Origin of the sequence: Marinimicrobium sp. C6131 (genome assembly GCF_026153455.1) — a bacterium.
Classification (GTDB): Bacteria; Pseudomonadota; Gammaproteobacteria; order Pseudomonadales; family Cellvibrionaceae; genus Marinimicrobium.
This window is the reverse complement of sequence record NZ_CP110629.1, coordinates 2,073,037-2,095,986: the sequence shown is the minus strand read 5'-3', so window position 1 is coordinate 2,095,986 and position 22,950 is coordinate 2,073,037. Positions and strand designations below refer to the sequence as shown.

General features: G+C 59.1%; 21 protein-coding genes and 1 tRNA gene. 7 read left to right on the top strand and 15 right to left on the bottom strand.

From position 1 onward, the window contains the following. Positions 1-64 precede the first annotated feature (64 nt). Positions 65-2,404, top strand: a complete 2,340-nt coding sequence (gene mrcB / locus OOT55_RS09070) for a penicillin-binding protein 1B (protein ID WP_265368760.1) — start codon at positions 65-67, stop codon at positions 2,402-2,404. A gap of 275 nt (positions 2,405-2,679) precedes the next feature. Here mrcB and OOT55_RS09065 read toward each other — a convergent pair whose 3' ends face one another. After that, complete coding sequence (locus OOT55_RS09065; protein ID WP_265368759.1) at positions 2,680-3,078, bottom strand: tetratricopeptide repeat protein; 399 nt, start codon at positions 3,076-3,078, stop codon at positions 2,680-2,682. A 177-nt stretch (positions 3,079-3,255) separates the two neighbouring features. Between OOT55_RS09065 and OOT55_RS09060 the strand changes: the two genes are divergently transcribed. From OOT55_RS09060 to OOT55_RS09050, 3 genes are all read left to right on the top strand, one after another. Further along, positions 3,256-3,332 (top strand) — tRNA-Pro (locus OOT55_RS09060). Between the two features lie 248 nt (positions 3,333-3,580). Next, positions 3,581-4,030 (top strand): hypothetical protein, encoded by a 450-nt coding sequence (locus OOT55_RS09055; protein WP_265368758.1) that lies wholly within the window; start codon positions 3,581-3,583, stop codon positions 4,028-4,030. A 618-nt stretch (positions 4,031-4,648) separates the two neighbouring features. Beyond that, positions 4,649-5,023, top strand: a complete 375-nt coding sequence (locus OOT55_RS09050; RefSeq protein ID WP_265368757.1) for a helix-turn-helix domain-containing protein — start codon at positions 4,649-4,651, stop codon at positions 5,021-5,023. Here the strand turns inward: OOT55_RS09050 and OOT55_RS09045 are convergent. Both OOT55_RS09045 and OOT55_RS09040 read right to left on the bottom strand, forming a co-directional pair. After that, on the bottom strand, positions 4,990-5,844 hold the full coding sequence (locus OOT55_RS09045; RefSeq protein WP_265368756.1) for a DUF2971 domain-containing protein: 855 nt from the start codon (positions 5,842-5,844) through the stop codon (positions 4,990-4,992). The two genes, OOT55_RS09050 and OOT55_RS09045, sit on opposite strands and share 34 nt — an antisense overlap. A gap of 106 nt (positions 5,845-5,950) precedes the next feature. Beyond that, complete coding sequence (locus tag OOT55_RS09040) at positions 5,951-6,235, bottom strand: hypothetical protein (RefSeq protein ID WP_265368755.1); 285 nt, start codon at positions 6,233-6,235, stop codon at positions 5,951-5,953. A gap of 456 nt (positions 6,236-6,691) precedes the next feature. Between OOT55_RS09040 and OOT55_RS09035 the strand changes: the two genes are divergently transcribed. Then, a complete protein-coding gene (locus OOT55_RS09035) occupies positions 6,692-7,156 on the top strand; it encodes a nuclear transport factor 2 family protein (RefSeq protein WP_265368754.1) in 465 nt (154 codons plus the stop codon). Beyond that, positions 7,096-8,133, top strand: coding sequence for a Gfo/Idh/MocA family protein (locus tag OOT55_RS09030; RefSeq protein WP_265368753.1), 1,038 nt, complete (start codon positions 7,096-7,098; stop codon positions 8,131-8,133). Before OOT55_RS09035 ends, OOT55_RS09030 begins: the two co-directional genes overlap by 61 nt. On the opposite strand, the gene pelA is transcribed toward OOT55_RS09030, so the two are convergent. From pelA to dksA, 10 genes are all read right to left on the bottom strand, one after another. Continuing rightward, a complete protein-coding gene (gene pelA / locus OOT55_RS09025; RefSeq protein ID WP_265368752.1) occupies positions 8,130-9,329 on the bottom strand; it encodes a pectate lyase in 1,200 nt (399 codons plus the stop codon). The genes OOT55_RS09030 and pelA overlap by 4 nt on opposite strands. A gap of 114 nt (positions 9,330-9,443) precedes the next feature. Next, on the bottom strand, positions 9,444-10,268 hold the full coding sequence (gene panB, locus OOT55_RS09020; protein ID WP_265368751.1) for a 3-methyl-2-oxobutanoate hydroxymethyltransferase: 825 nt from the start codon (positions 10,266-10,268) through the stop codon (positions 9,444-9,446). A gap of 19 nt (positions 10,269-10,287) precedes the next feature. Then, positions 10,288-10,962 (bottom strand): deoxynucleoside kinase, encoded by a 675-nt coding sequence (locus OOT55_RS09015; RefSeq protein ID WP_036160590.1) that lies wholly within the window; start codon positions 10,960-10,962, stop codon positions 10,288-10,290. A 12-nt stretch (positions 10,963-10,974) separates the two neighbouring features. After that, on the bottom strand, positions 10,975-11,475 hold the full coding sequence (gene folK, locus OOT55_RS09010) for a 2-amino-4-hydroxy-6-hydroxymethyldihydropteridine diphosphokinase (protein WP_265368750.1): 501 nt from the start codon (positions 11,473-11,475) through the stop codon (positions 10,975-10,977). Between the two features lie 2 nt (positions 11,476-11,477). Then, on the bottom strand, positions 11,478-12,818 hold the full coding sequence (gene pcnB, locus OOT55_RS09005) for a polynucleotide adenylyltransferase PcnB (protein ID WP_265368749.1): 1,341 nt from the start codon (positions 12,816-12,818) through the stop codon (positions 11,478-11,480). Positions 12,819-13,692: 874 nt separating this feature from the next. After that, positions 13,693-15,096, bottom strand: coding sequence for a sigma-54-dependent transcriptional regulator (locus tag OOT55_RS09000; protein ID WP_024460916.1), 1,404 nt, complete (start codon positions 15,094-15,096; stop codon positions 13,693-13,695). A 94-nt stretch (positions 15,097-15,190) separates the two neighbouring features. Next, positions 15,191-18,157, bottom strand: coding sequence for an ATP-binding protein (locus tag OOT55_RS08995; protein WP_265368748.1), 2,967 nt, complete (start codon positions 18,155-18,157; stop codon positions 15,191-15,193). After that, a complete protein-coding gene (locus OOT55_RS08990; protein ID WP_265368747.1) occupies positions 18,147-18,326 on the bottom strand; it encodes a hypothetical protein in 180 nt (59 codons plus the stop codon). The genes OOT55_RS08995 and OOT55_RS08990 overlap by 11 nt, the downstream gene beginning before the upstream one ends. Next, positions 18,323-19,327, bottom strand: coding sequence for a tRNA glutamyl-Q(34) synthetase GluQRS (gluQRS, locus tag OOT55_RS08985; protein WP_265368746.1), 1,005 nt, complete (start codon positions 19,325-19,327; stop codon positions 18,323-18,325). Before gluQRS ends, OOT55_RS08990 begins: the two co-directional genes overlap by 4 nt. Before the next feature lie 48 nt (positions 19,328-19,375). Continuing rightward, a complete protein-coding gene (gene dksA, locus OOT55_RS08980) occupies positions 19,376-19,819 on the bottom strand; it encodes an RNA polymerase-binding protein DksA (RefSeq protein ID WP_265368745.1) in 444 nt (147 codons plus the stop codon). 302 nt (positions 19,820-20,121) lie between these two features. Here dksA and sfsA point away from each other — a divergent pair, with 302 nt between their 5' ends. Beyond that, complete coding sequence (sfsA, locus tag OOT55_RS08975) at positions 20,122-20,805, top strand: DNA/RNA nuclease SfsA (protein WP_265368812.1); 684 nt, start codon at positions 20,122-20,124, stop codon at positions 20,803-20,805. A 4-nt stretch (positions 20,806-20,809) separates the two neighbouring features. Here sfsA and OOT55_RS08970 read toward each other — a convergent pair whose 3' ends face one another. After that, complete coding sequence (locus OOT55_RS08970; RefSeq protein WP_265368744.1) at positions 20,810-21,856, bottom strand: S1C family serine protease; 1,047 nt, start codon at positions 21,854-21,856, stop codon at positions 20,810-20,812. A 19-nt stretch (positions 21,857-21,875) separates the two neighbouring features. Next, the gene (htpX, locus tag OOT55_RS08965) at positions 21,876-22,766 is read right to left on the bottom strand and encodes a protease HtpX (RefSeq protein ID WP_416140986.1); all 891 of its coding nucleotides are present in this window, start codon (positions 22,764-22,766) and stop codon (positions 21,876-21,878) included. Positions 22,767-22,950 lie beyond the last annotated feature (184 nt).

Sequence of the window (22,950 nt, the reverse complement as noted above, 5' to 3'; positions counted from 1 at the left end):
AGCGCCCCGTACGAAAGCGCCCCCGAAAGCCGGGGCTTCACCAGCAACGAGTTGACCACCGATTATGACCCGACGTCGCCACAAAACCCGAACCCGCCGCAAGGGACAACCCGGTCAGGGGCGCCATGGCTGGGCGCTGCTGCGCCTATGGCTGCTGTATGCGGCGGGCGTGATTGCCCTGCTGTTTGTGCTCTGGGTGATCTATCTGAACGGCGTGGTACGCGAGAAATTCGAGGGCAAAAAATGGTCGGTGCCCGCGCGGGTCTATGCCCGGCCGCTGGAGTTGTACGAAGGCGTGTCGCTGCCGCCCGACCTGTTCGAGCAGGAAATGCTGGCATTGGGCTATCGTCCGGTGGAGCGCGTCAGCGGCCCCGGGCAGTACGCGCGCCGGTTTGAGGGCAACACCCGGCACTATGATGTTTACAGTCGCGGATTCGAGTTCTGGGACGGCGACGAGCCGGCCCGGCGTTTCCGGATGACGCTGGACGCCGGTCGGGTCACCCGTCTGCAGGGCGGCCAGGGGGAGCCATTGCCACTGATGCGTCTGGAGCCCGAGGAGATCGGGGGTATTTTCCCCGCCCACGGCGAGGACCGGTTACTGGTGCGTCTGGCGGACCTGCCTCCGTTGCTAGGCGAAACCCTGCTGGCGGTAGAGGACCGCGACTTCCTGGACCACTTCGGGGTATCGCCCACGGCCATTCTGCGCGCGGCCTGGGCCAACCTGCAGGCCGGGCGAGTGGTGCAGGGCGGCAGTACGCTGACCCAGCAACTGGTGAAAAACTTCTATCTCACCCACGAGCGCAGCCTGCAGCGCAAATTCCAGGAAGCCATCATGGCGGTACTGCTGGAAGTGCACTACAGCAAGTCCGAAATCCTCGAAACCTATATCAACGAGGTGTACCTGGGCCAGAGTGGTTCCCGGGGCGTGCACGGCTTTGCCCTGGGCGCGCAGCATTACTTTCGCCAGCCCCTGAACGAACTGAAAACCGAACAGATCGCGCTGTTGATCGCCATTGTCAAAGGGGCCTCTTACTACAATCCCTGGCGTCACCCGGAGCGGGTGAAAGACCGCCGGGATCTGGTCTTGCGGGTCATGCACCGGGAGGGCCTGATCGACCAGGCGGAGCTGGAAAAAGCCACCGAGGCCCCTCTGGGCATCGTGCCCGATGTGGACTATAGCCTGCAGAGTTACCCGGCCTTTATCGAACTGGTGAACCGGCAACTGCGTCGGGACTACCGGGAGGAAGACCTGCGCAGCGAAGGGCTCCGAATCTTCACCAGCCTCTCGCCGATGATTCAGCGGCGCCTGGAGCGGGTGATCAGTGAGCGGTTACACCGCCTGGAGCAGGCGCATAGTACCGAGGGACTGCAGGGGGCTGCCATGGTCACCTCGGTGGGCGCCGGCGAGGTGCTCGCCCTGGTGGGCGATCGCAACGGCCGGTTCAACGGCTTCAATCGCGCCCTGGATGCCCGCCGGCCCATTGGCTCGCTGGTCAAACCCTTTGTGTATCTCACGGCGCTGGAGCGCCCCGAAACCTACCATCCCGGCACCCTGATCAGCGATGACCCGGTCACCGTGGAGGCGGGCGATGGCACCCTGTGGGAGCCCCGCAACGCCAGCCTGGAGGATCACGGCGAGGTGCCCCTCTATCAGGGGCTGGTGCACTCCTACAACCAGGCCACCGCCCGGCTGGGTATGAACCTGGGGCTGGGGGCCGTGTACGACACGCTGCGCGCGGCGGGCTTTGAAGGAAACATTCCCGGGGTGCCGGCCATCCTGCTCGGGGCGGTGGAAATGACACCCTATGAGGTCTCCGGCATTTATCACACCCTCGCCGCCGAAGGCGTTTATACCCCCCTGCGGGCGATTCGCGAAGTACTGACCGCCGAGGGCGACCCGCTGCGCCGCTATCCATTGAAGATGGAGCAGCGGTTCAGTCCCGAGGCCAGCTTCCAGATGCAGTACCTGTTGCAGCTTGCCCTGCGTGAGGGAACCGGGCGGTCGGTCTACCAGCGTTTACCGGAAGAGCTGGCGATGGCCGGCAAAACCGGCACCAGCAATGACTACCGGGATAGCTGGTTTGCCGGTTTCAGTGGCCAGCACCTCACCGTCGTCTGGCTTGGACGGGACAACAACGAGGAAACGCCGCTGACGGGCTCCTCCGGCGCTCTGCACGCCTGGGCGGATATGATGGCCGACCTGCCCACCCAGGGGCTGCCCTTGAGTCCGCCGGGTGATGTCAGTTTTGACTGGATCGACAGCGCGACCGGAAAGCTCAGCGCCGAGCGCTGTGAGGGCGCCGTCTGGCTGCCACTGCGGGAAGGTCAGGCACCGGAGGAGTCCGTCCGGTGCCGCATCGACCGCTCGTCCCGCCCCAGTTGGTGGCAGCGCCTCTGGCAGTGACGCCGGGCGCATAAAAAAGCCGGTGCTTCATGAGCACCGGCAAGATAGGAGTACACAATAAAGGAAAGTTTCCTGACAAGGTCCACCGGACCCAACTGGTGGTTGATATAACCAGGGGATTGCCAACACCAGTTACTTACAGTATCGACGCTGATCATAAAATCGCCAGCTTTTCCGGCGGCTTAATTAAACCAATTGGAAATAGGTAAGGGCTTGTACATGAGATTTGGCTATATATTAGCCGAATCTCATGCAGCGATGCCGGTCCGGAAGGATTAAAAGCGCAGGGTGCCGGTGCTCTGGGCGGCGCGCCCGCGCACCGCTTCCAGGGCCTGATACAGGCGCGAGTCCGGCGGGCTGTGGCGCAGCCCCTGCTCCGCGAACTGGCGTGCCTGCTCCATCTGCGCCAGGTCAAAATAGCTCTGGGCCAGCACCAGATACAGCTCCGGTTCACGCCGATCGATCCGCAGGCCGCGTTCGGCGGCGGCGATGGCGCCCATATAGTCGCCCTGCTCATAGGCCAGGCGAGCCTGATCGATCAGACTGACCACGGCGGCCGCCCGGGTATCCACCTGAGGGCCTTCCGGCTCCTCCGGGCGGTCCAGTAGCCCCACGCAGGCGGTCATTACCAGAGCCAGAGTGGTTACAGCAGCAAGTCGAAAAGCGGCGTTCACGCGTCAATTCCTCATTCGGGTCAAACAGATTGAGCGCATGATACCAGTTGCGGCCCGCCATGGGGCCCCATCCGCCCGCCAATCCGTCAATCTGTGACGCAAGAAATGCCAATTCCCCATTTACAGCAGAAAAACAGCTGTTATAATTCCGCCCTCGTTGGCACAGGCCAACCCAGTCGGAGCGTAGCGCAGTCTGGTAGCGCACCTCGTTCGGGACGAGGGGGTCGGAGGTTCGAATCCTCTCGCTCCGACCACTAATTCCAGTCTAAGCCCCTGATTTTCCTAGAGAAATTCGGGGGCTTTTTCGTTTTAAACCCTTTCTGTACCGTAGCTACTAATTCCGCCTTGGAAATTCAGCGAACCCTAGTCCTTTGAGCCATAATCGGTTAAGTGAGGTACGTCCTCTATATTTTGTAGCATCCACATCTGTCGAGTGGAGCTGGGTAGATGCTGGATGCCCTGAAGTGAGCAACTATTGAATGCAATATACACGGAGAGGCTGATGATTCTCATATCTGGTCGAGCAGCTGCGGTCTCCGTGGCTAGTTTGTGTTTATTGGGCTGCGAATCGTTAACTCAGGCTCAACTGGACGCGTTGGTAGCTGGCATGCTAGCTGGCGCCAGTCAGCAACAAACAGGGGCGCGGGCGTACTATCAGGGCACAACCGATGATTCTGGAATTGGCCAATGTGCTTCTACAGGTTCTTCTTATGACTACCAGTCAGGTAACTCATATCACTGTAACTGGATGGCGGACGGGACTCTAAAGCTTAATGGTTATAACTATTCTAATGGAACTAGCTGGGTGACTTACTTTTCCGAAAATGGTGATATGAAAGGTTATGATGCAAACCAAAACTATTGGACATATATAGAGTCCAGTGGTTACTACATAAATTACGGTACAGGGAAGAGCTGTTATGGAAAAGCTGCATTAAGGCACTGCTATTAGTGCACTATGTGTTATCAGAGATTTAAAAATCGTGTTAATCCAAGACGGGGCACGCCAATCGCTTCGAAAACAGAAGAGAGTAGCTCACGTTCCCAGCTTAGCTGCCGGCCAGATGTTATTGACTGGAAGTATACGGTTCGGCCAGAGGGAATTTTCGGAAACTAAATCCTATAGTCGTTCTCTTTTGTAAGCAGCAGTCTATTTTTTCCGGATCGGGTGCGTCACCAAAAAACACACCGCAGAACTGGTTGCTCTCATCGGTTGTCCGGGGCGCATGCAAATCGGTCATTGATAAATGAGCGCTCTTGTCATTCATTCTATGTGATTTTTCGAAACAGTTCGACGTTGACCATATAGGCGCTTGCCTATGCGGATGGAGGGGAGATACCCGCGATCCAGCCAGCTCCGGACTACTTGGGGGTCATCGCCCAAGCCGATCCAGTCGGCGAAGAGGGTCCAGGGGAGGACCGGTGGGGAGCCTAGAAGGGTGTTTGAGTCTACTTCTTGAAAGTCTATGCGCTTTGTCTCACTATGCTTCTAATCATGTGTGTCTGCCTATATGTATCTAAATTAGGAAATACAATAATTGGTGTCTACTATTTTAGATTTTAATTATTTATGGGCTTGAAAGAACGCATTAATGAAATTGAACGAGAGGAAGGACTTACTCGAGAAGAGCTGGCTAGGAAAATGGGTACTAACTACACTAGATTAAGAAACCTCGGCGGAGGGCAGACAAAGTTCAGAATTGACGATTTGGAAGTGTTAGCCAAAATTTTCCCGGAGTATGTATTGGATATACAGTGGGAAGGAGATTCTGGAGTAAGGACAAATAAGTCCCAAGACAAAAATTGGTGGCAAATGATGAGTATGGAGGTTGTAGTAAAGGGGATTCTCGTTGGGGCCGTAGAAATGCATGAGAAAATTAATTTTCCTCATGGTTTGGAGGTATTATTTTGTTACCAATTTCTAAATGGTACTTCACTGGTGTAAGTTTTGAGGTTGCACTCAATGTGTTTTAACGTTAAAACCTTAAGCATGTCAGCTGCTTGCGAGGGGTTTGGTGTTGGTCCTGCGGTAATGCTTTGGAGATAGTATCTTTTTTCTCCAAGTTCCACGGGAATGTAAGGAGTCACTGTAGAGATTCCAGGGCGGAACTTAAGATCTTGAGCACTTATAGGTTCCTGGGAAACAAGTCGCCACTCTGACTCTTCTTTAAATGTTTTGTGCTTGAGCACAGAAGCTAGCAATGATAGCTTTCTCTTGAATTCACTTCCTGCAGAGAAATCAAGGGTAGGAACCCCTCGGTTAAATTTTACGATTTCTGTATCAACGTTTTCTGCCAGGCATTCACTAACAAGCATCCTTGCTAAGCTTAATTGCTTATTTTCATCGTACTCGCATTTAAGTAAAGAGAATCCTCTGTTCATGACGTTTTTGGCGATATTTTGCGCTTTGACTCCAATCGAGTAACCGCCAGAGCCTCCTCCATACGCCCGCCACTGGCTCAGCAAATCTCTATTCTCGCTAAGGGAGGCTACGCAAACATTGGTGCTACCAATAGATTTTATATTTTCGAGAAAGCAATCAATTTTCTTTCTGGAAGGGGTTGTTCTAACTTTTTTCCGTTTTTCATTAAGTACTTCCTTAACCAAATTCAAAGCCAATTCGAATTCGGTAGAATCATTCAAATAATGAATTTTTGAAGCCCATATTGAATTTGTTTCGATAATTCCAATCAGACCTGCTTGAGATGTGTAGTGGAACAGCTCTGTTGGGATTGGGTTGCTATTTAGTTCGTCGATGATACCCATTGCTTTGTCCTTAAATACAAGTTTATGAAAAGGCAGCGTTATAACTAAAAACTATAGCGGGTTAGAGGGGCTATATATACTCAAAGAAGCGAGGGTAGTGAATACGCTATATCCAGTTTGCAGCTATTTGCAATGAAAAGCCAACGGCTAGAAAAGAAAAGCCTAATTTTGCGGTACGCTCTCGTTTTCGTTGCCAACGCTTGAAATCATCAGTAGGTTGAACTTCGCTCTGCGTTATAATAATACCTTTAGATGGGTCGATACCAAGCCCAGCGTCGGGCCGGTATTGATCCCCCTTATACTTCTTAAAAAACTCGAAGCCAATTAGTATTGCTCCAAAAAGGTCGAGAGCCAATCCAGTGGTACTAACTACCTCAGGCGATAAAGTCATAAAAAATCCTATTTCAAGTATTTCTGCAGAAAGAGTAGTTGTGCCGGCAATTAGGGCGAAGTATTTATAGCGAAAAGTCTACAGGTCGAAAAGGTCTTTGTAAGCATTAGTGTCGAAAAAGCGTCGAAAACGATGAGTCATACAGTGGTCTACTGTGATCGCCTGTTCTCTCTAAGTGGCTGATTCTAAAAGTATTGTGGTGCAAAGTTAGCCTACGGAGTAGGGCAGGGACGTATGCGAATCCTCTCGCTCCGACCACTATAGAATCCCGTAAGCCCCTGATTTTCCGTGTAAACTTCAGGGGCTTTTTCGTTTATACCCCTCCCTGTTGCCGCAATTGTGCCGTTCCTGAGTCGTCCTGCCAGGTCGCTTTTCAATCCAGTGAAACACCCGCGTACTCCTGCATGAGTTTGCTAAACTCGGTGGCATAACAAATCAACCACCGGAGTTACCCCTATGAAAACCTGCCTTGGCGCTGCGGCGCTTGTTCTGTGTTCCACCACGGCGTTTGCCGCTGACTGCCTGGAAGCCGACGCCCTCAAGCGGCTGGATGGCCAGTATGAAGACGCGCTGCGGGTGGGCAATCCCGAGTTTATGCGCGTTCTTCTGGCCGATGACTTTGTCTGGGTGCACAACCATGCCGTGGCGGCGGAGGATAAAGCGACGCTGGTCGGTCGATTGGGTGAGGGGCATGAAGTGCCCTTGGCCCGTCGTTCGGAGCAGGTGGCGTATCGGCGTCTGGATAACACGGCAGTGCTCAGTGGCTTTACCACGGTAGAGAAGGCGCCTCAGGAAGAGGGCGGTGAGGTGCGGGGCAACAAGTATCACTTCATGCGCACCTACGTTTTGGTGGAGGGTGAATGTCACCTGCTCTCGAATCAGACCATGAAGGTCTGGAGTTCGGAAGAGGAGGTGCACTGATGCGCTATGTGGTCGTGGGCACCGGGAATATCAGCAATACTTATGTCAACGCGCTGGCCGAGCGGCCGGGCAGTGAGCTGGTGGGGGCGGTGTCCCGTTCCGGGCGGCCACTGTCGGCGGCACCGACGCTGCCGGTGTGGCCTTCGATTGACGCGGTGGATACCGATTTCGATGCGGTGATTCTGGCCACGCCCAACGGGTTGCATCATCAGGGGGCGATCGACGCGGCGGCGCGGGGCAAGCATGTGCTGACCGAGAAGCCGCTGGATATCAGTATCGAGGCGATGGACCGGATGACCGACGCCTGTGATAAGGCGGGCGTGGTGCTGGCGGTCTGTTATCAGCGGCGCACCCGGCCGGACAATCAGGCGATCAAAGCGTTGATCGAGCAGGGCGCCTTCGGGCGGATTTACGCGGTGGATCTGGCGGCCAAGTTTTATCGGGATCAGGCCTACTATGACAGTGGCGATTATCGCGGTGGCCTGGCGCTGGATGGTGGCGGTCCCTTTATGCAGCAGGCCTGCCATAACCTGGATATTTACACCTGGCTGTTCGGTTTGCCCGGGCAGGTGGTCAGTATGCTGGGGACCTTTGCGCACGATATCGAGGCGGAGGATCACGGTGCGGCGCTGATGCGTCACAAGGATGGGATGATTGGCACTGTGGTGGCCTCTACGGCGGCCCGGCCGGGTTTTGCGGCGCGGATGGAGGTGCATGCCGAGCGCGGCAGCTTCACCCTGACCGATGATGTGGTGACCCAGTGGGCCGTGGACGGAGTGGATAATCCGAGTGCGCCCGGGAACCATTACCAACATGACGGCGCCACCAGCGCGGCGGTGACGGACAGCACCGCGCATCAGGCGATCATTGAGGATTTTGAGGCGGCCGTCCGGGATGGCCGCGAGCCGCTGGCGGGAGCGGCCTCGGCCCGACTGACCACGGAGCTGATTCTGTCGACCTATCAGAACGCGGTTTAACGCGGAAAGCGCCGCTTCCAGTCTTCGTATTTTTCCAGGACCTCACCCGGTGCGGTGGTGTACCAGCCGTAGCCTTCGCGGCGCTCCATGGAAATGTCTTTGATGTCGTAGTGCACCGAGTGGTCCCGGTCGCCAAACAGGGGGCGGTTGGTGCCGATTTCGGCAAAGCGGGACCAGAGCGGGGGGGCGTCCGCGTCGGGGACGATTTCCCGGGTGTCGGTGTCCCAGCGGTAGCCGGTGATCACGTTGTGTTCATACCACGCCATGGCGGAGTGGATGGCGTGTTGTATCTCGGCGGAGGGATCGTCCAGATCCATCATGAAGTCCAGCAGGGAGACACTCTCGGCAGTGGCCAGGGCGACCATTTCATAGGCGCGGGCTTTCATGGGCTCCAGGGTCCTGGGGTCATGCTGACCGCCCCACAGGGTGGGCTTGCCGTTCACCACCACCTGCGTGGCCAGTGCGGCGTCCAGGGCCCGGTCGAGGGCGGCGGCAGCTTCCGTCCGCAGGTCGTTCGGGGCCTGCGCGAACGGCGCTTTGCCCAGGCTGACCCGGTGCAACACGGTCATATTGTTTTCCATCACCTGATCGTTGTAGGTGATGTAGTCGTGGTAACCGCCGCGCAGGGGGAACGTCTGGGGCCAGCCGCCATTGGGGTACTGGGCTTCCAGTATCAGCTCAACCCCGTGGACATAGGCTTCCAGGTAGCGCGGATCTCCGGTGACGGTGTGTGCTCTGGCCAGCACCTCGATCTGGGTGGTGGTGGCGCCGTTGTCGAAGGTGGGAATGTAGCTGAATTCATACCCGAAGTGCTCGCCGGGCTGGCGCGGACGCTTGCTCATATCGGTGCGTTTGGACCAGCCGCCGGAGGGGGTCTGAAAAGACACCACGATGTCGGCGATTCGGCGGCCTTCCTCGGTGGTGTACCACTCGGTGGGCTGGTTGGGGTCGAACCCGAAGCGGTGGGTGCGGGCGGGGCGTTTGGGGCTGTCGAGGCCCTCGGCCGCCACTTCACTGCGGATAAAGTCCCGGTCGACCGCGCGCCAGTGGTCGGAGCGGGCCCGGTAATCTTCCCAGGCTGTGTCGGGGGCGGCGATGGCGTCGGCGGGTTCCGGTTCGGCCGATTGATTCTGGCAACCCGACAAAAGGGTGGTGCAGCCCAGTACCGCCCACCAGGCGGGGATGCGTATGTTCATAGTGTCTCTCACTCTCACGGTCTATTTTTATGGGTGGCTCCGAGGAGCCACGGCACCCGGGTTGATGTTGTGGTTTGGGGTGGGTGCCGGTTTTTCTGGTATCGCGATTACAGTTTACAGAAATATATGGTCGTCGCCAGGGAAGACGCCGGACTTGACGTCGGCGACGTACTTTTTCATGGCGCCGGGAATATCGCCGGCTTCGGTCAGGAAGTTTTTGGAAAATTTCGGGGGCTGCTCGGTCAGGCCCAGAATGTCATTGATCACCAGCACTTGTGCGTCGGTCTCCCGGCCGGCGCCGATGCCGATGGTCGGTATCGGGGTGTTTTGCGTGATTCGTGCGGCCAGGGCCGAGGGCACGCATTCCAGCACCACCAGGTCGGCGCCGGCTTCGGCCAACAGTGCGGCGTCTTCGGCGATTTCATCGGCCTGGGCGGCGTCCCGCCCCTGCACCCGGAAGCCCCCGAATTTATTGACCGACTGGGGCGTCAGGCCCAGGTGGGCACAGACGGGGATGCCGCATTCGGACAGGCGGCGCACGGTCTCGCTCAGCCAGCGGCCGCCTTCGATTTTGATCATCTGGGCGCCGGCCTGCATCAGCCGGGTGGCGTTTTTCAGCGCGTCGTCCAGGGTGGCGTAGGTCATGAAGGGCAGGTCGGCGATGATCAGGGATTTTTGATTGCCCCGGGCCACGGCTTCCACGTGGTAGATCATCTGCTCCATGGTGACCGGAATGGTGCTCTGGTAGCCGAGCACGGTCATGCCCAGGGAGTCGCCCACCAACACCACCTCGACGCCGCATTTCTGGGCCATGGCGGCCATGGGGGCATCGTACAGGGCCACCACCACAAATTTCTCGTCGGAGCCCTTGAGTTTCTGCAGGGTTTTGACGGTAACGGGTTTGTTCAGGGCGGTATCGGCGTTGGCTCCGTAAGGCATAGGATTCTCCGCAACGGGCTTAGAGGGCGGGCGTCGGGTTGTAGTAGTGGCGCCCGCTCTTGATGGTTAACAGGGTCTCGATCAGTTGCTGGAAGTGTTCCCGGTTTCGGGCCAGATCCAGGTCCTGGGCGTTGACGATCAGCAGGGGTGAGCTGTCGTAATAGTGAAAAAACTGGGTGTAGGCCTCGTTCAGGGCCTCAATGTATTCCGGGCTGATGTGCTGTTCGCTGGCGATACCGCGCTCGCGGATGCGCTCATTCAGAACGCGCGAGGGGGCCTGAAGATAAATCACCAGATCGGGTCGGGGGGCATCCAGCGTGAGCCGATCGTACACCTGCTGGTAGATGGCCAGCTCGTCATCGTCCAGGGTTACCTGGGCGAACAGCTGATCCTTCTCGATCAGAAAATCGGCGACTCGCACCGGCTCGAACATGTCGTTCTGACGCAGTTGCTCAAGCTGGTTGGCACGTTGGAACAGAAAGAACAGTTGAGTCTGCAGGGCGGCGGTTTTCGGGGAGCGGTAGAAACGCTCCAGAAACGGGTTCTCTTCCGGCTGCTCAAGCAGTACGTCGTAGTTGAAAAGTTGGGCCAGATTTTTGGCCAGGGTGGTTTTCCCGACACCAATCGGCCCTTCCACGGCAATGTAGCGGGGAAGGTCGGCCTGGGAAAAGTCCAGTTGTTGATCGTCAAACATCGCTGCCACGCGTTACGACTCCCGGTGTTGACTGTCAGGGTGAAACCGCTCCAGCCCTTCGAACGGACAGGTCTTCAATAATGACGCAAGTGAGGTGCCTGTGGGAAGGGTCAAGTGCGGGGCGATATCCGCCAATGGATAAAGGACAAAGGCACGCCCGGTCATTTCCGGGTGGGGAACGGTCAGGCGTGGTGTGTTCAGGATCTCGTCGCCGTAGAGCAGCAGGTCCAGGTCCAGGGTTCTCGGGCCCCAGTGTTGCACGCGCACCCGTTGGTGGGCCTGCTCGATGCTCTGCAGGGCATCGAGCAGCGCCAGCGGCTCCAGGCGGGTATCGAGGCGGGCGACGGCGTTCAGATAGTCCGGCTGGGGCGGACCGACCGGTTTACTGGAATACAGCGGTGAGCACGTCACCAGAGTGCTTTCCGGGAGCCGGGCCAATGCCTCGAGGGCGCGGCTCAGTTGCCCGGGCGGGTCGTCCAGGTTGCTGCCGAGGCCGATATAACAGGTGTGCACGCTCAGTCCTGGGAACTGGGTGTCGGACTTTCCTGGCGGGGCGCGCGCCGTTTCCGGTTGCGTCGCCGTCCACTTTTGCCGTCCGGTGTCTGGCGGCGGGCCTCGGCGATCATTTTCTGCTGCTCCGGCTCATCGACTTCCTGGAATCGGGTCCACCAGCTGCCCGCGCCGTCCAGGCGTTCGCCGGCCGCTTCGCGCAGAATCAGGAAGTCGTAAGCGGCGCGGAAGCGGGGTTGTTCCAGCAGCCGCTGGGGGTGGCGACGCTGGACCAGGCGGTGTTGCATGTCCCACATTTCCCGCATGGGAATCAGGAAGCGCTTGGGCAGGGCGGTGTGTCCGAGTTGTTGACCGATGACCTCGGTGGCGGCCTGCTGATAGGCCGCTTGCGGCGGCATGTGTTTGGTCAGCTCGTCGGCCCGGGCGCGCATCGGGGGCCAGAGCAGGGCGGCGTAGATAAACGCCGGGGTCACCGGCTTGTCGGCCCGCACCCGCTTGTCGGTGTTGGCCATGGTTTCCTCGATCAGGGCCAGTCCCAGCTCATCGCCGGCCTGCAGGGCGGCTTCGGTCGCGGGAAACAGGTGCTCGAGTAGGCGGTAATCGCGCATCAGTGTGAAGGTGGCGGTGGCCGAACCGGCCATGAACAGCTTCAATACTTCTTCAAACAGGCGGGCCGGGGGGATGTTGCGCAGCAGCTCGCCCAGCTCCAGAATCGGGTTGGCCGTGCCGGGTTCAATCTGGAAGCCCAATTTGGCGGCGAACCGCACCGCGCGCAGCATCCGCACCGGGTCTTCCTTATACCGGGTGTCCGGATCGCCGATAATGCGCAGGGTACGCCGCTCCAGGTCTTTCAGGCCGCCGGTATAGTCATGGATGGCAAAGTCATTGAGGGTGTAGTAGAGCGCATTGACGGTGAAGTCCCGCCGCACGGCGTCAGTTTCCAGCGAGCCATACACGTTGTCCCGCAGGAGCATGCCGTCTTCACTGCGGGACTGCTCGTGATGGCCCCGGAAGGTGGTGACCTCGATGATCTCCCGTCCCATGCGTACGTGCACGATCTGAAAGCGCCGACCAATGATGCGGGCTCCGCGGAACAGGCGCTTGATCTGCTCCGGCGTGGCATCGGTGGCCACGTCGAAGTCTTTGGGGTGGCCTCCCAGTAGCAGGTCCCGCACGCCGCCGCCGACCAGAAAGGCCTGATAACCCGCGTCTTCCAGGCGCTTCATGATACGCAAGGCCGCCTGACTGATGTCGCGGCGGGAGACGTTGTGCTGGTCGCGGGGGACAACCCGGAGTCGAGGGGTGGTGGAACGTGGTCGCAGTTTGTCGATAAGCCGTCTAAGCATGGGCATTGGGTTACTGTCAGTGGGTGCTTTCGCCGGCAGCCGTGCCGGGCTCGAGTCTGAAAGCCGGGCAGTTTAGCACGGGCGGGGGATGGTGGAAACGTTGGGGGCCGCGAGGGGCCGGAGCTGACGGGGGCCAGAAAGCAAAACGGGAAAGCCGAAGCTTTCCCGTGGGATCGATTCGCCAAGGTTCCTTTGGCCTGCAAATCGGCGCGTCCGTGCCCTCGTATCAAGTGTGCGTGCTTGCAATCCCGCTCCAGTGTCTAGTCAGTCTTTCCGCTTTTCTTGTGTAGTTATCATTATCATTTTTTTATGGGCGTAAAGCACAAGGCTTTCGCTTCTTTTTATTGTTGTTTCGTTATTATTATTTACGTTTCTATTTTTATTGTTTCTTGTCGTTATTATGCTGCTTTCGTTTTTTATTGTTTGTTGTTGTTATTTTTGAACTTCTTCTTTTCTTATTGTCTATTGTTGTAATTATGTTCGTTTCATTTCTTATTGTTTGTTGTTGTTATTGTTGGCGTGCTTTTTATTGTTTGTTGTTGTTATGTGCCCGGATATAGAGCACGTCCCGTGCCAGAAATGTAAAGTTCAATAAAATCAATAAGTTAGTTTATTTGTATGATCTCTCGTCATCCTGATCCATTTCGAACGGTTACAGTTCCTGAGCCAGACTGTTACGTCGGTTGTGGGGGGTAACAACTCTGGTGCAGGTAACAGCCTTTGCCGGGGGTAACCCTGCGTAACGCTTATGGCGCCTAAATCTTTTTTATGGCGCATTAGAGGTCTTTTCAGGTGTTACGGCCGTTAGACAGGCAGAGCCCTCCGGCGCTGAGGATGTGCGCCGAAGGATCGAGAAAAGGAGAGGAGAAGGGGTTTACTTGGCGCCGGCGGCCTTGTTGCGGGGAATGCCGAAGCGCTGCCGACGCTCCCAGAGACACTTGCGGCTGACACCCAGTTTGCGGGCCAGCTCGGTTTCGCTCATGGTGTCCTGATGCTCGAGCACGAAGCGCTGGAAGTAGTCTTCCAGAGAGAGATCTTCGTTCGGGTCTTGGGGCGCTTTGCCGCGCGGTTGGATGCGCTCGGGTGAGGAGCGCGTATCGTCCTCGTCATCCTCTTCAAAACGCACCAGATCCAGATCAATATCCAACAGCTCGTGACTGATTTCCTGGGTGTCTTCGCACAGGATGACTGCACGCTGCATGGCGTTTTCCAACTCACGCACATTCCCCGGCCAGGTGTAGGTGGTAATGGCCTGCACCGCTTCGGGGGACAGCTTCAGGTTGGGCTTTTCCATTTCCTGGCAATAGCGGGCCAGCAGGGCCTCGGCCAGGGTGATGATGTCTTTGCCCCGGTCGCGCAGCGGGGGCAGCTCCAGCTGCACCACGTTGATGCGGAAGTAAAGGTCCTCCCGGAACTTGCCCTCCTGAGCCAGTTTGCGCAGGTCCCGGTGGGTGGCGGCCACCAGGCGGACATCCACCTTGTGGGACTCCACCGAGCCGATCGGACGTACCTCGCCCTCCTGCAGGACCCGCAGCAGGCGCGCCTGGGCCTCCAGGGGCAGTTCGCCAATCTCATCGAGGAACAACGTGCTGCCGTCGGCCGCCGCCACCAGGCCCTCACGGGTGCTGGCGGCACCGGTGAAAGCGCCTTTTTCGTGGCCGAACAGCTCGGATTCAATCAGGGTTTCCGGGATGGCCGCACAGTTGACGGAAATCATGGTCTTTTCCCGGCGCGGGCTCTCTTCATGGAGGGCCCGGGCCACCAGCTCCTTACCGGTACCGGTTTCGCCGTGAACCAGCACGGTGGCCTTGGTGGGGGCCACCTTGTGAATCCGGTTGTACAGGTCGTGCATCACATCACTGGCGCCGATCATGCCGGCAATGGCATGGCTGGCGGTGGTGGAGCTGTGTTTTTGCAGGTTGGCGGCGTTGGCCTTGCCAATGACCCGCTTGACGGCGGTGACCATCTCTTCGTGGTCGAACGGCTTGGCGATGTAGTCCACCGCGCCCATGCGCATGGAATCCACGGCCGAGCGCAGGCTGGCGTAGCTGGTCATGATCAGCACGGGCACGCTGTCGGCGAGCTTGATCAGGTCGGTCCCGGGCGCGCCGGGCAGTCTGAGGTCGCTGATGATCAGGTCAAAATCCGCGAGGGTGAACTTGCCGGTGGCCTCTTTGACCGAGGGCGCTTCGCTCACCTCGTACTTGTTGCGCTCCAGCAGGCGGCGCAACGCGGTGCGGATGATGGGTTCGTCTTCAACGATCAGGATTTTGCTCATAGTGCTCACATCGCCTATGGTCTGGCAGGTTGCGAAAGGGGCCGGGCGCTGCCGTTCGCCGGGCCCCTGCAGGCCTGTTTGATGCCGGAAAATATCACTCCGGCCGCATGGAATCAATATGGCGCGGTAATTTGATGGTGAATTGTGCGCCACGTTGGTGCACGGTATCCACCGGGCTCTTGATGTCGAGCTTGCCGCCGTGATCCTCCACAATACTGTACACCATGGCCAACCCGAGTCCCGTGCCATCCCCCGGGTCCTTGGTGGTAAAGAAGGGTTCGAGAATCTGGTCCATCTTGTCCGCCGGGATGCCGCTGCCCTGGTCGGTCACGGAGAAAATGATGCTGTATTCATCTTCGCTGCTGTCCAGCATAACACGGCTGCCGGCTGGGCTGGCATCCCGGGCATTGGAGAGCAGGTTGATGAAAACCTGGATCAGGTGCTGGCTGTCGCCCGCAATAATGGCGTTTTTGGCGATATTGTTGACGTACTCAACCTGATTTTTGTCTTTCTGCAGTGACAGCAGCTGAATGGCCTCGTTGGCGCAGGCGCGCAAGTCCACCGCCTCGAACTCGCTCTTCTTGTTCTGCCCGCTGTGCGAGAAGCTCACCAGGGACTGGACGATGCGGGTCACCCGGTCGGTCTGGCTCAGGATGTGCTCGGCGGTTTCCAACACTTCCGGGGCGTCGGACTCGTAGCGCAGATTCTGGGCCAGGCTGGAAATACCGGTAATGGGGTTACCGATCTCGTGGGCCACGCCGGCGGCCAGTCGGCCCACCGAGGCCAGGCGCTCGCTGTGAATCAGCTCCTGCTCCAGCAATTGGGTCTCGGTCACGTCTTCAAGCAGGATCACCTGGTCGTACTCGCCGCTGTGGATGCTACCCTCAATATTGGCTTTGTGCAGGCTGATCCAGTGCGGACGCCCGTTCAGGTCGATCTCCTGGCGGTAGTAGTGGGGCTCGGTGCTTTCGCTGAAATCGATCAACAGGGCCCGCCAGGGCTCGGACAGGTCGTCCAGGCGCGAGCCGGTGACATCATCGCTCGGGGTCTGGGTCAGCAGCTCCATGGCCCGGTTCCACATCAGGATTTCACCGTCGCGGCCCAGGGAGCACACGGCCATGGGCAGCTCTTCCAGGGTTTTCCGGTGGTAGAGCCGCAGGTTGTTAAGCTCCGCCGCCATGCCCGTCAGGTGGTCCCGGTACTGGGCCAGGCGGTTTTCAATCAGGTTGATGTCCAACGTGTCGCGCCGCTCTGCCAGGGTGTAGGGCAGGTGGCGGTCCATGATTTCGCCGGCGACATGAATACCCATCAGACCTGACAGGTTGGCTTCAATCTGGTCCCGCAGCCGGCGCAGGGCGTAGGGCCGGCGTTCGGTGATGCGTAGCCCCAGCTCGCTCAGGGCGACATCCACCTCCCGGCTGGCGGTGACCTTGCCCAGGGACTTGGCCAGGCGGGTTTTGAACTCCGCCGCGCTGTGCACATCCAGAGCCTGCCGCACCGGCTGGCTGAGTTCGTCGGCGGCGCACAGCTCGGCACTATACTGCTCTTCTTCGGTTTGCCGGGTGATGAGAGACAGCCCGACGAATATGGCGGTATTGGCACCGACCGACAGCAGGGCAATGGCGCTCCACTGCTCCATTCCGAGGGGCAGAACCACGTCGGTACCCGGTAGGGGGAGTGAGGTCAGGCCGGTCAGCACCGGCAACAGCAGGCCCACCGCCCAGATCAGGGTGCCGACCGTCAGCCCGCTCAGCAGGCCTCGCCGGTTACCCTGGGGCCAGAATACGATGGCAAACATGCCGGGCAGAAACTGCAGCGTTTCAATGAAGGTGAGCAGCGCCAGGTTGGTCAGGCTGTGGCGGTTGTCCAACAGCCAGTAGAAAAAGTAGCCGCCAAAGAACAGGGTGGCGATGAGCACCCGGCGCAACCACAGCAGTTGCCGGTACAGGTCATCCCGGTTGCGCAGGCTCAGGGCGGGCAGAATCCAGTGGTTCATGACCATGGTGGCCAGCGCGAGCATCATGACCACCATCGCCCCGGTGGCGGCGGACAGGCCGCCGATAAAGGCCAGTACGGTCAGGCCCGGCGACTCGGCGAGAATCGGCACGCCGAGGGTGAAATACTGGGCCGGCAGGGGAACCGACAGCTCGAAGCCGGCCCACAGAATCGGGAAAATCGGCAGTGCCATCAGCAACAGGAACAGCGGAAACGCCCAGGTGATGGTGTGCACATTGCGGGTGAGCAGGTTCTCGGTCACACCCATATGAAAGATGTGCGGCATGGTGATGGCGGTAGCCACAAAAACCAGCAACAGGGTGTGGGCGGCCCCGTCCTGGATGGGGGCGTGGAGCAGGGCGAGATTTTCCGGGTTCTGGGATAGCCACTGGTCCAGGCCGCTGAAACCGTCGAACACGCCGTAGACGGCGAGCAGACCGATGGCACACAGGGCGAAGACCTTGATCAGGGACTCGACCGCCATGGCGGTAAACAGGCCGCGGTGCTGATCGCGGCTGGAGCCGAACAGGATGGTGAACACCGCGAGCAGGGCGCAGTACGCCATGGCCATCAGGTCCTTGAAGGTAAAGCCGGTGCCCATGGCCGGCAGGCTGGGGTTGCTGCTCACGGTCAGGATGTACATGGTGTCGGCGATGGCCTGGATGTTCAGCGCCATCAGCGGGAGGATACCCAGCAACATGCACAGGGTGGTCAGGGCGCCGACGCCGTGACTGTGATAGCGAAACACCAGCAGGTCCGCCAGGGAGTGCACCTGATGGCGCCGGGCGAGCTCCGCCAGCGGGGCCAGGGCGACCGGAGCAAACAGAAACAGCGCGCCCGTGCCGAGGTAATAGGCCAGGGCGCCGTAGCCGAACTGGAAGGCCAGGTCGATGACCCCGTAGAACGCCCAGGCACTGGCAAAGATGCCCAAAGACAGAATGTAGGTCAGGGGGTGCTGGGTGACCGCATCGGGAATCCAGCCCTTTTCGGTAATCCAGGCGATACCGAACAAAACCAGCAGATAGCTGACGCCGATCAGCGCCACATGGCTTAACTCAAAGATCATGGGGCCTCTTCTTGCGACTTTGAACGGCGTAGGCAATGACGATGACCAGTGCCCAGATGATGTACGGACGGAACCAGGCCCCCTCGGGATTGATGATCCAGGTGAACAGGGTCGGGGAAAATATGTAGGCGATCAGGAGCAGCAGGATCACCAGGCGCTGATTGTTCATGACGGGGTCCTCGGGGCCGCCTCGGGGCCGCGTGCGTCGTTGGGGGTCAAAATAGCCTCCGGTGCCCGGGCCTGCAGGCCCTGGACAAGATCATTGCGCCAGTGTTCTCGGGTCCAGTCGAGCAGCGTTTCAGGGGGGGCGTTGATCAACTCCTGCGGAGGATTCTGCCTCAAAAAGTACAGTGCGTGCCACAGGTTCGCACCGGCCCGATCGGGATCGAGTGCCGGTGCATGGTGCTGCTTGCTCAGCTTCTGGTCCTGTTCGTTCAGGGCCACCGGCACATGCCCGAATACCGGTGTATGGCCACCCAGCAGCGCGAAACTGGCCACCTGCCCGGCACTGACCGGCAGCAGGTCGGCGCCCCGGATGATATGGGTGATGCCCTGGTGGATATCATCCACCACCACCGCCAACTGATAGGCAAACAGTCCGTCCTTGCGTTTGATGATCGGATCGCCCACATCGCGCCGCAAGCTCAGGGTTTGGGGTCCCTGAAACAGGTCGTGCCAGGTGTAGGGGTCCGCGGGCTCCGGGCTGTCGCCGGGAACGTCGTACAGTTTCAGCCGCCAGGCATGGGGCTCGTCCGGATTGATGACCCTGCTCCGGCAGCGGCCATCATACACACCGCCCAGGGCGTGAATGTCCTTGCGCGTGCAGCGGCAGCGGTAGGCCAGGCCTTGCGCCTGTAGCTGTTCCAGTGTTTGTGCGTAGGCGTCAAGCCGGTCGCTCTGGTAGAGCACGTCGCCGTCCCAGTGCAGGCCGTGGGCGTCGAGCGACCGCAGAATGGCAACGTCCGCGCCGGGTTCCTCGCGCGGTGGGTCCAGATCTTCCATGCGTACCCGCCAGAGGCCTCCAGCCTGCCGGGCGTGCGCATAGCTCGCCAGGGCGCTTACGAGAGAGCCGAAATGCAGCGGGCCGGTCGGGGAGGGCGCGAAGCGTCCGACGTAGGGTTCGGTAGCGCCCTGGGTCAGTAAATGATTGGCGGGGGGTGGGTACGGCATACGGCGGTGAGCCGCCGGGCTCGCGCGAGCGCGAGCCTCGACCGGCGGTTAACCTCCGACTTGCTTTTCCTTGATTTCATCAAGGGTTTTGCAGTCCACACACAGGGTGGCGGTCGGTCGGGCTTCCAGGCGACGAATGCCGATTTCAACGCCACAGGCGTGACAGAAACCGTAATCATCGTTCTCGATCAGTTCCAGCGTGCTGTCGATTTTTTTGATCAGCTTGCGCTCGCGATCCCGGGTGCGCAGCTCCAGGCTGAATTCCTCTTCCTGGCTGGCGCGGTCGGCCGGATCCGGGAAGTTGGCCGCTTCGTCTTTCAGGTGGCTCATGGTGCGGTCGACTTCTTCCATCAACTCGCGCCGCCAGGCCAGCAGCAACTGACGAAAATGCTCTTTCTGATTTTCGTTCATGTACTCCTCGCCCTTCTTCTCCTTATAAGGGGTGAAGTTACTCATTGAATAGTTTTCCGCGGTAGATGAACTTTTCGGCATGGTTGCGCGCCTCGTATGACTTCCCATTTAACTGGCCGACAGTCGTGACGGGCCGGGTTTAACCCGTTGGGCGCCTTGGCCCCGCCCGTCATTCTGCTCCTGTTCACCGGCCTTCGGGCCGTGAAATTTGAAGGGTTGGCAAGCTACCAGATATCCCGGGGCTCCGCCAGTATTTTTTTGCCTGTTTCGGTGCTGAATGGCGGCCGGATTTGAGCCTACTGATCCTAACTGTAACAATAGCGGACTTTTCGATAAATGCGTGCTATCAGGAGGTGAAATTGAGTCAGCTTTGGCAATCCGGGATGCTGTTGCGGCGCTACAAGCGGTTTTTGGCTGACGTTCGCCTCTCCGATGGCACAGAAATGACCATTCACTGCCCCAATACCGGCTCCATGCGCCACTGTGTGGTGCCGGAGTCGCCCTGCTGGTTCTCGGACTCCGGCAATCCCAAACGGAAGTATCGCCATACCTGGGAAGTGGCGACGGTGCCCGGTGGGCATCTGGCCGGAGTCAATACCGGCCGGGCCAATCTTCTGGTGGAGATGGCACTCAATGCCGGTCGAATTGCGGAGTTGACCGGCTACTCGATGTTGCGCCGTGAAGTCCCTTATGGACAGGAGCGCTCGCGCATCGACTTTCTGCTCACGGAGGATGGCAGGCCTCCATGCTATGTGGAGGTCAAGAGTGTGACGCTGATGGAGCAGTCGGGGCAGGGGCTGTTTCCGGACGCGGTCAGCGAGCGGGGGCGCAAGCATCTGCGGGAGCTGATGGACATTGTAAGGGGTGGTGACCGGGCGGTGCTGCTTTACTGCGTGCAGCACACCGGCATTGACTGGGTCGAACCCGCGGACGCGATCGACCCGGCGTATGGTCAGGCACTGCGGGAGGCGGCTGCCGCGGGGGTCGAGATAGTGGCCTACCGGGCGGACATCCGCCCGGAGGAAGCCCGCATTGAGCTGACCCGCCCGGTACCGGTTCGCTATTAGTGGGTTAGAGGCCGTCCGGAGCGGCCAGCGTCAGTGAGCGCCGCTCGGTTTTCCCGTCGCGAGCAAATACCAGTTCCACCCGGTCGCCAGGGGCGTATTTTTCCAGCGCGGTCATCAACTCGTCGTAGTTTCGGGTGGGGTGTCGGTCGATGGCGGTAATGATATCGCCCAGAATAATGGTGCCCCAGCGGCTGCGTTGTGCTCCGCGCAACCCCGCCTGGTCGGCCGGAGAGCCCGGGGCGACGCGCAGCACCGCCACGCCGTTGACACCGGATTGCCGGGCCCATTGGTCGGGCGCGATATCGATCCCGATCACCGGACGCACAATCCGCCCGTGTTCGATCAACTGCGGCACTATGTCCTTGAGCGTGTTTACCGGAATGGCAAAGCCGATGCCGGCGCTGGCTCCGCTCGGGCTGTAAATCATGGTATTGACACCGATCAGCTCGGCTTTGGAATTCAGCAGAGGACCGCCGGAGTTGCCCGGGTTGATGGCCGCGTCGGTCTGGATGACGTTGCGGATCTTGCGCTGGTTGGGCGCTTCGATTTCCCGTCCCAGCGCACTGACAACGCCGGTGGTCAGTGTGGCGTCCAGGCCAAAGGGATTGCCGATGGCGAGCACCTTGCGTCCCACCACCAGCTCGCTGGAGTCGCCCCGGCGCAGCGGTTTGAGTTTTTTGTCCGGGGCGTTGATTTTCAGTACGGCGAGGTCTTTCTCGGGTGCCAAACCCACGATCTCGGCGGGCCAGATGCTTTGATCCTGCAGGGTAATGACGACTTTGCGGGCGTTCTCGATGACGTGGAAGTTGGTGACAATGTAGCCGCGCTCATCCCAGACAAAGCCGGTCCCGGCGCCACGGGGCACCGTCAACAGGTCGAACGAGCGCGGGTCTCGCACGACCTGTTGGTTGGTCACATACACGACGCTGGGGCTGGCGTACTCGAACACTTCAATCGTGTTTCGCTCGTCGTCGGTGGCGAAATCCTGAGCCTGCAGTGAGCTTAATGGCAGCGACAACAGGACGAAAACGAGTAGGGCACGAAACCCCATGGCGACGCTCCTTCGTTGATCAGCGGAGGTTCTGCAGAGCGGCAATGCGCTCTTCCAGTGGCGGATGGCTGGCGAACAGCCGGCCCAGGTTCTGCTTGAAGCCACCACTGATTCCGAACGCCTTCATGCTGTCGGGCATCGGGCTTTCCACGCCGGCCTGAACTTCCGCCTGCAGCCGCTGCAGTGCCCGAATCATGGCGCCACGACCGGCCAGCTGAGCGCCGGCCGCATCTGCCCGGTACTCCCGGTAGCGGGAAAACGCCATCACGATGATCGACGCCAGGATCGCCAGAATGATTTCGGTGATGAACGTCACCACATAGAAACCAATACCGTGGCCCTGCTCGTTCCGGAAAATGACCCGGTCCACGGTGTGGCCGATGATCCGGGCGAAGAACATGACAAAGGTGTTTACCACGCCCTGAATCAGGGCCAGGGTGATCATGTCGCCATTGGCGACATGGCCAATTTCGTGAGCGAGTACGGCTCGCACTTCGTCCCGGTCAAAGCGTTGTAGCAGGCCCTGGCTGACCGCCACCAGAGAGGCGTTGCGGTTCCAGCCGGTGGCGAAGGCATTCGCCTGGGCCGCCGGGAAGATGCCAACCTCCGGGGTCTTGATACCGGCTTCCCGGGCGAGTTGCTGGACGGTGCTGACCAGCCATTGCTCGTCGGCCGTACGCGGCGTTTCGATGACCTGGGTGCCGGTGGTTTTTTTGGCGATGAACTTGGACAGGAACAGTGAGATGAACGAGCCGGCGAAACCGAAAATGGCGCAGAAAATCAGCAGGCTCTGCAGATCCAGGCCACCACTCTGCTCCAGATAATGATCGACACCCAGTAATGAGAGGGTAATGCTGGCGACGACCAGAACGGCCAGGTTGGTTAACAGAAACAAGCCAATGCGCATCAAGGTGGTGATCTCCTAAAGTCAGTCGCACACAGTGCGGTTACCGCCCCTCAGTTGGGCAGTGCACCGCTATTCTTACGGTTATATAGGTGCCGGCGCAAGAAATTCAATATGGCGGGTGTGTAAAGATGATGGCGTGGCGGAGTGCGGGGAGGGGCGCAAAGAAAGTGGCCACCCGGAGGGTGGC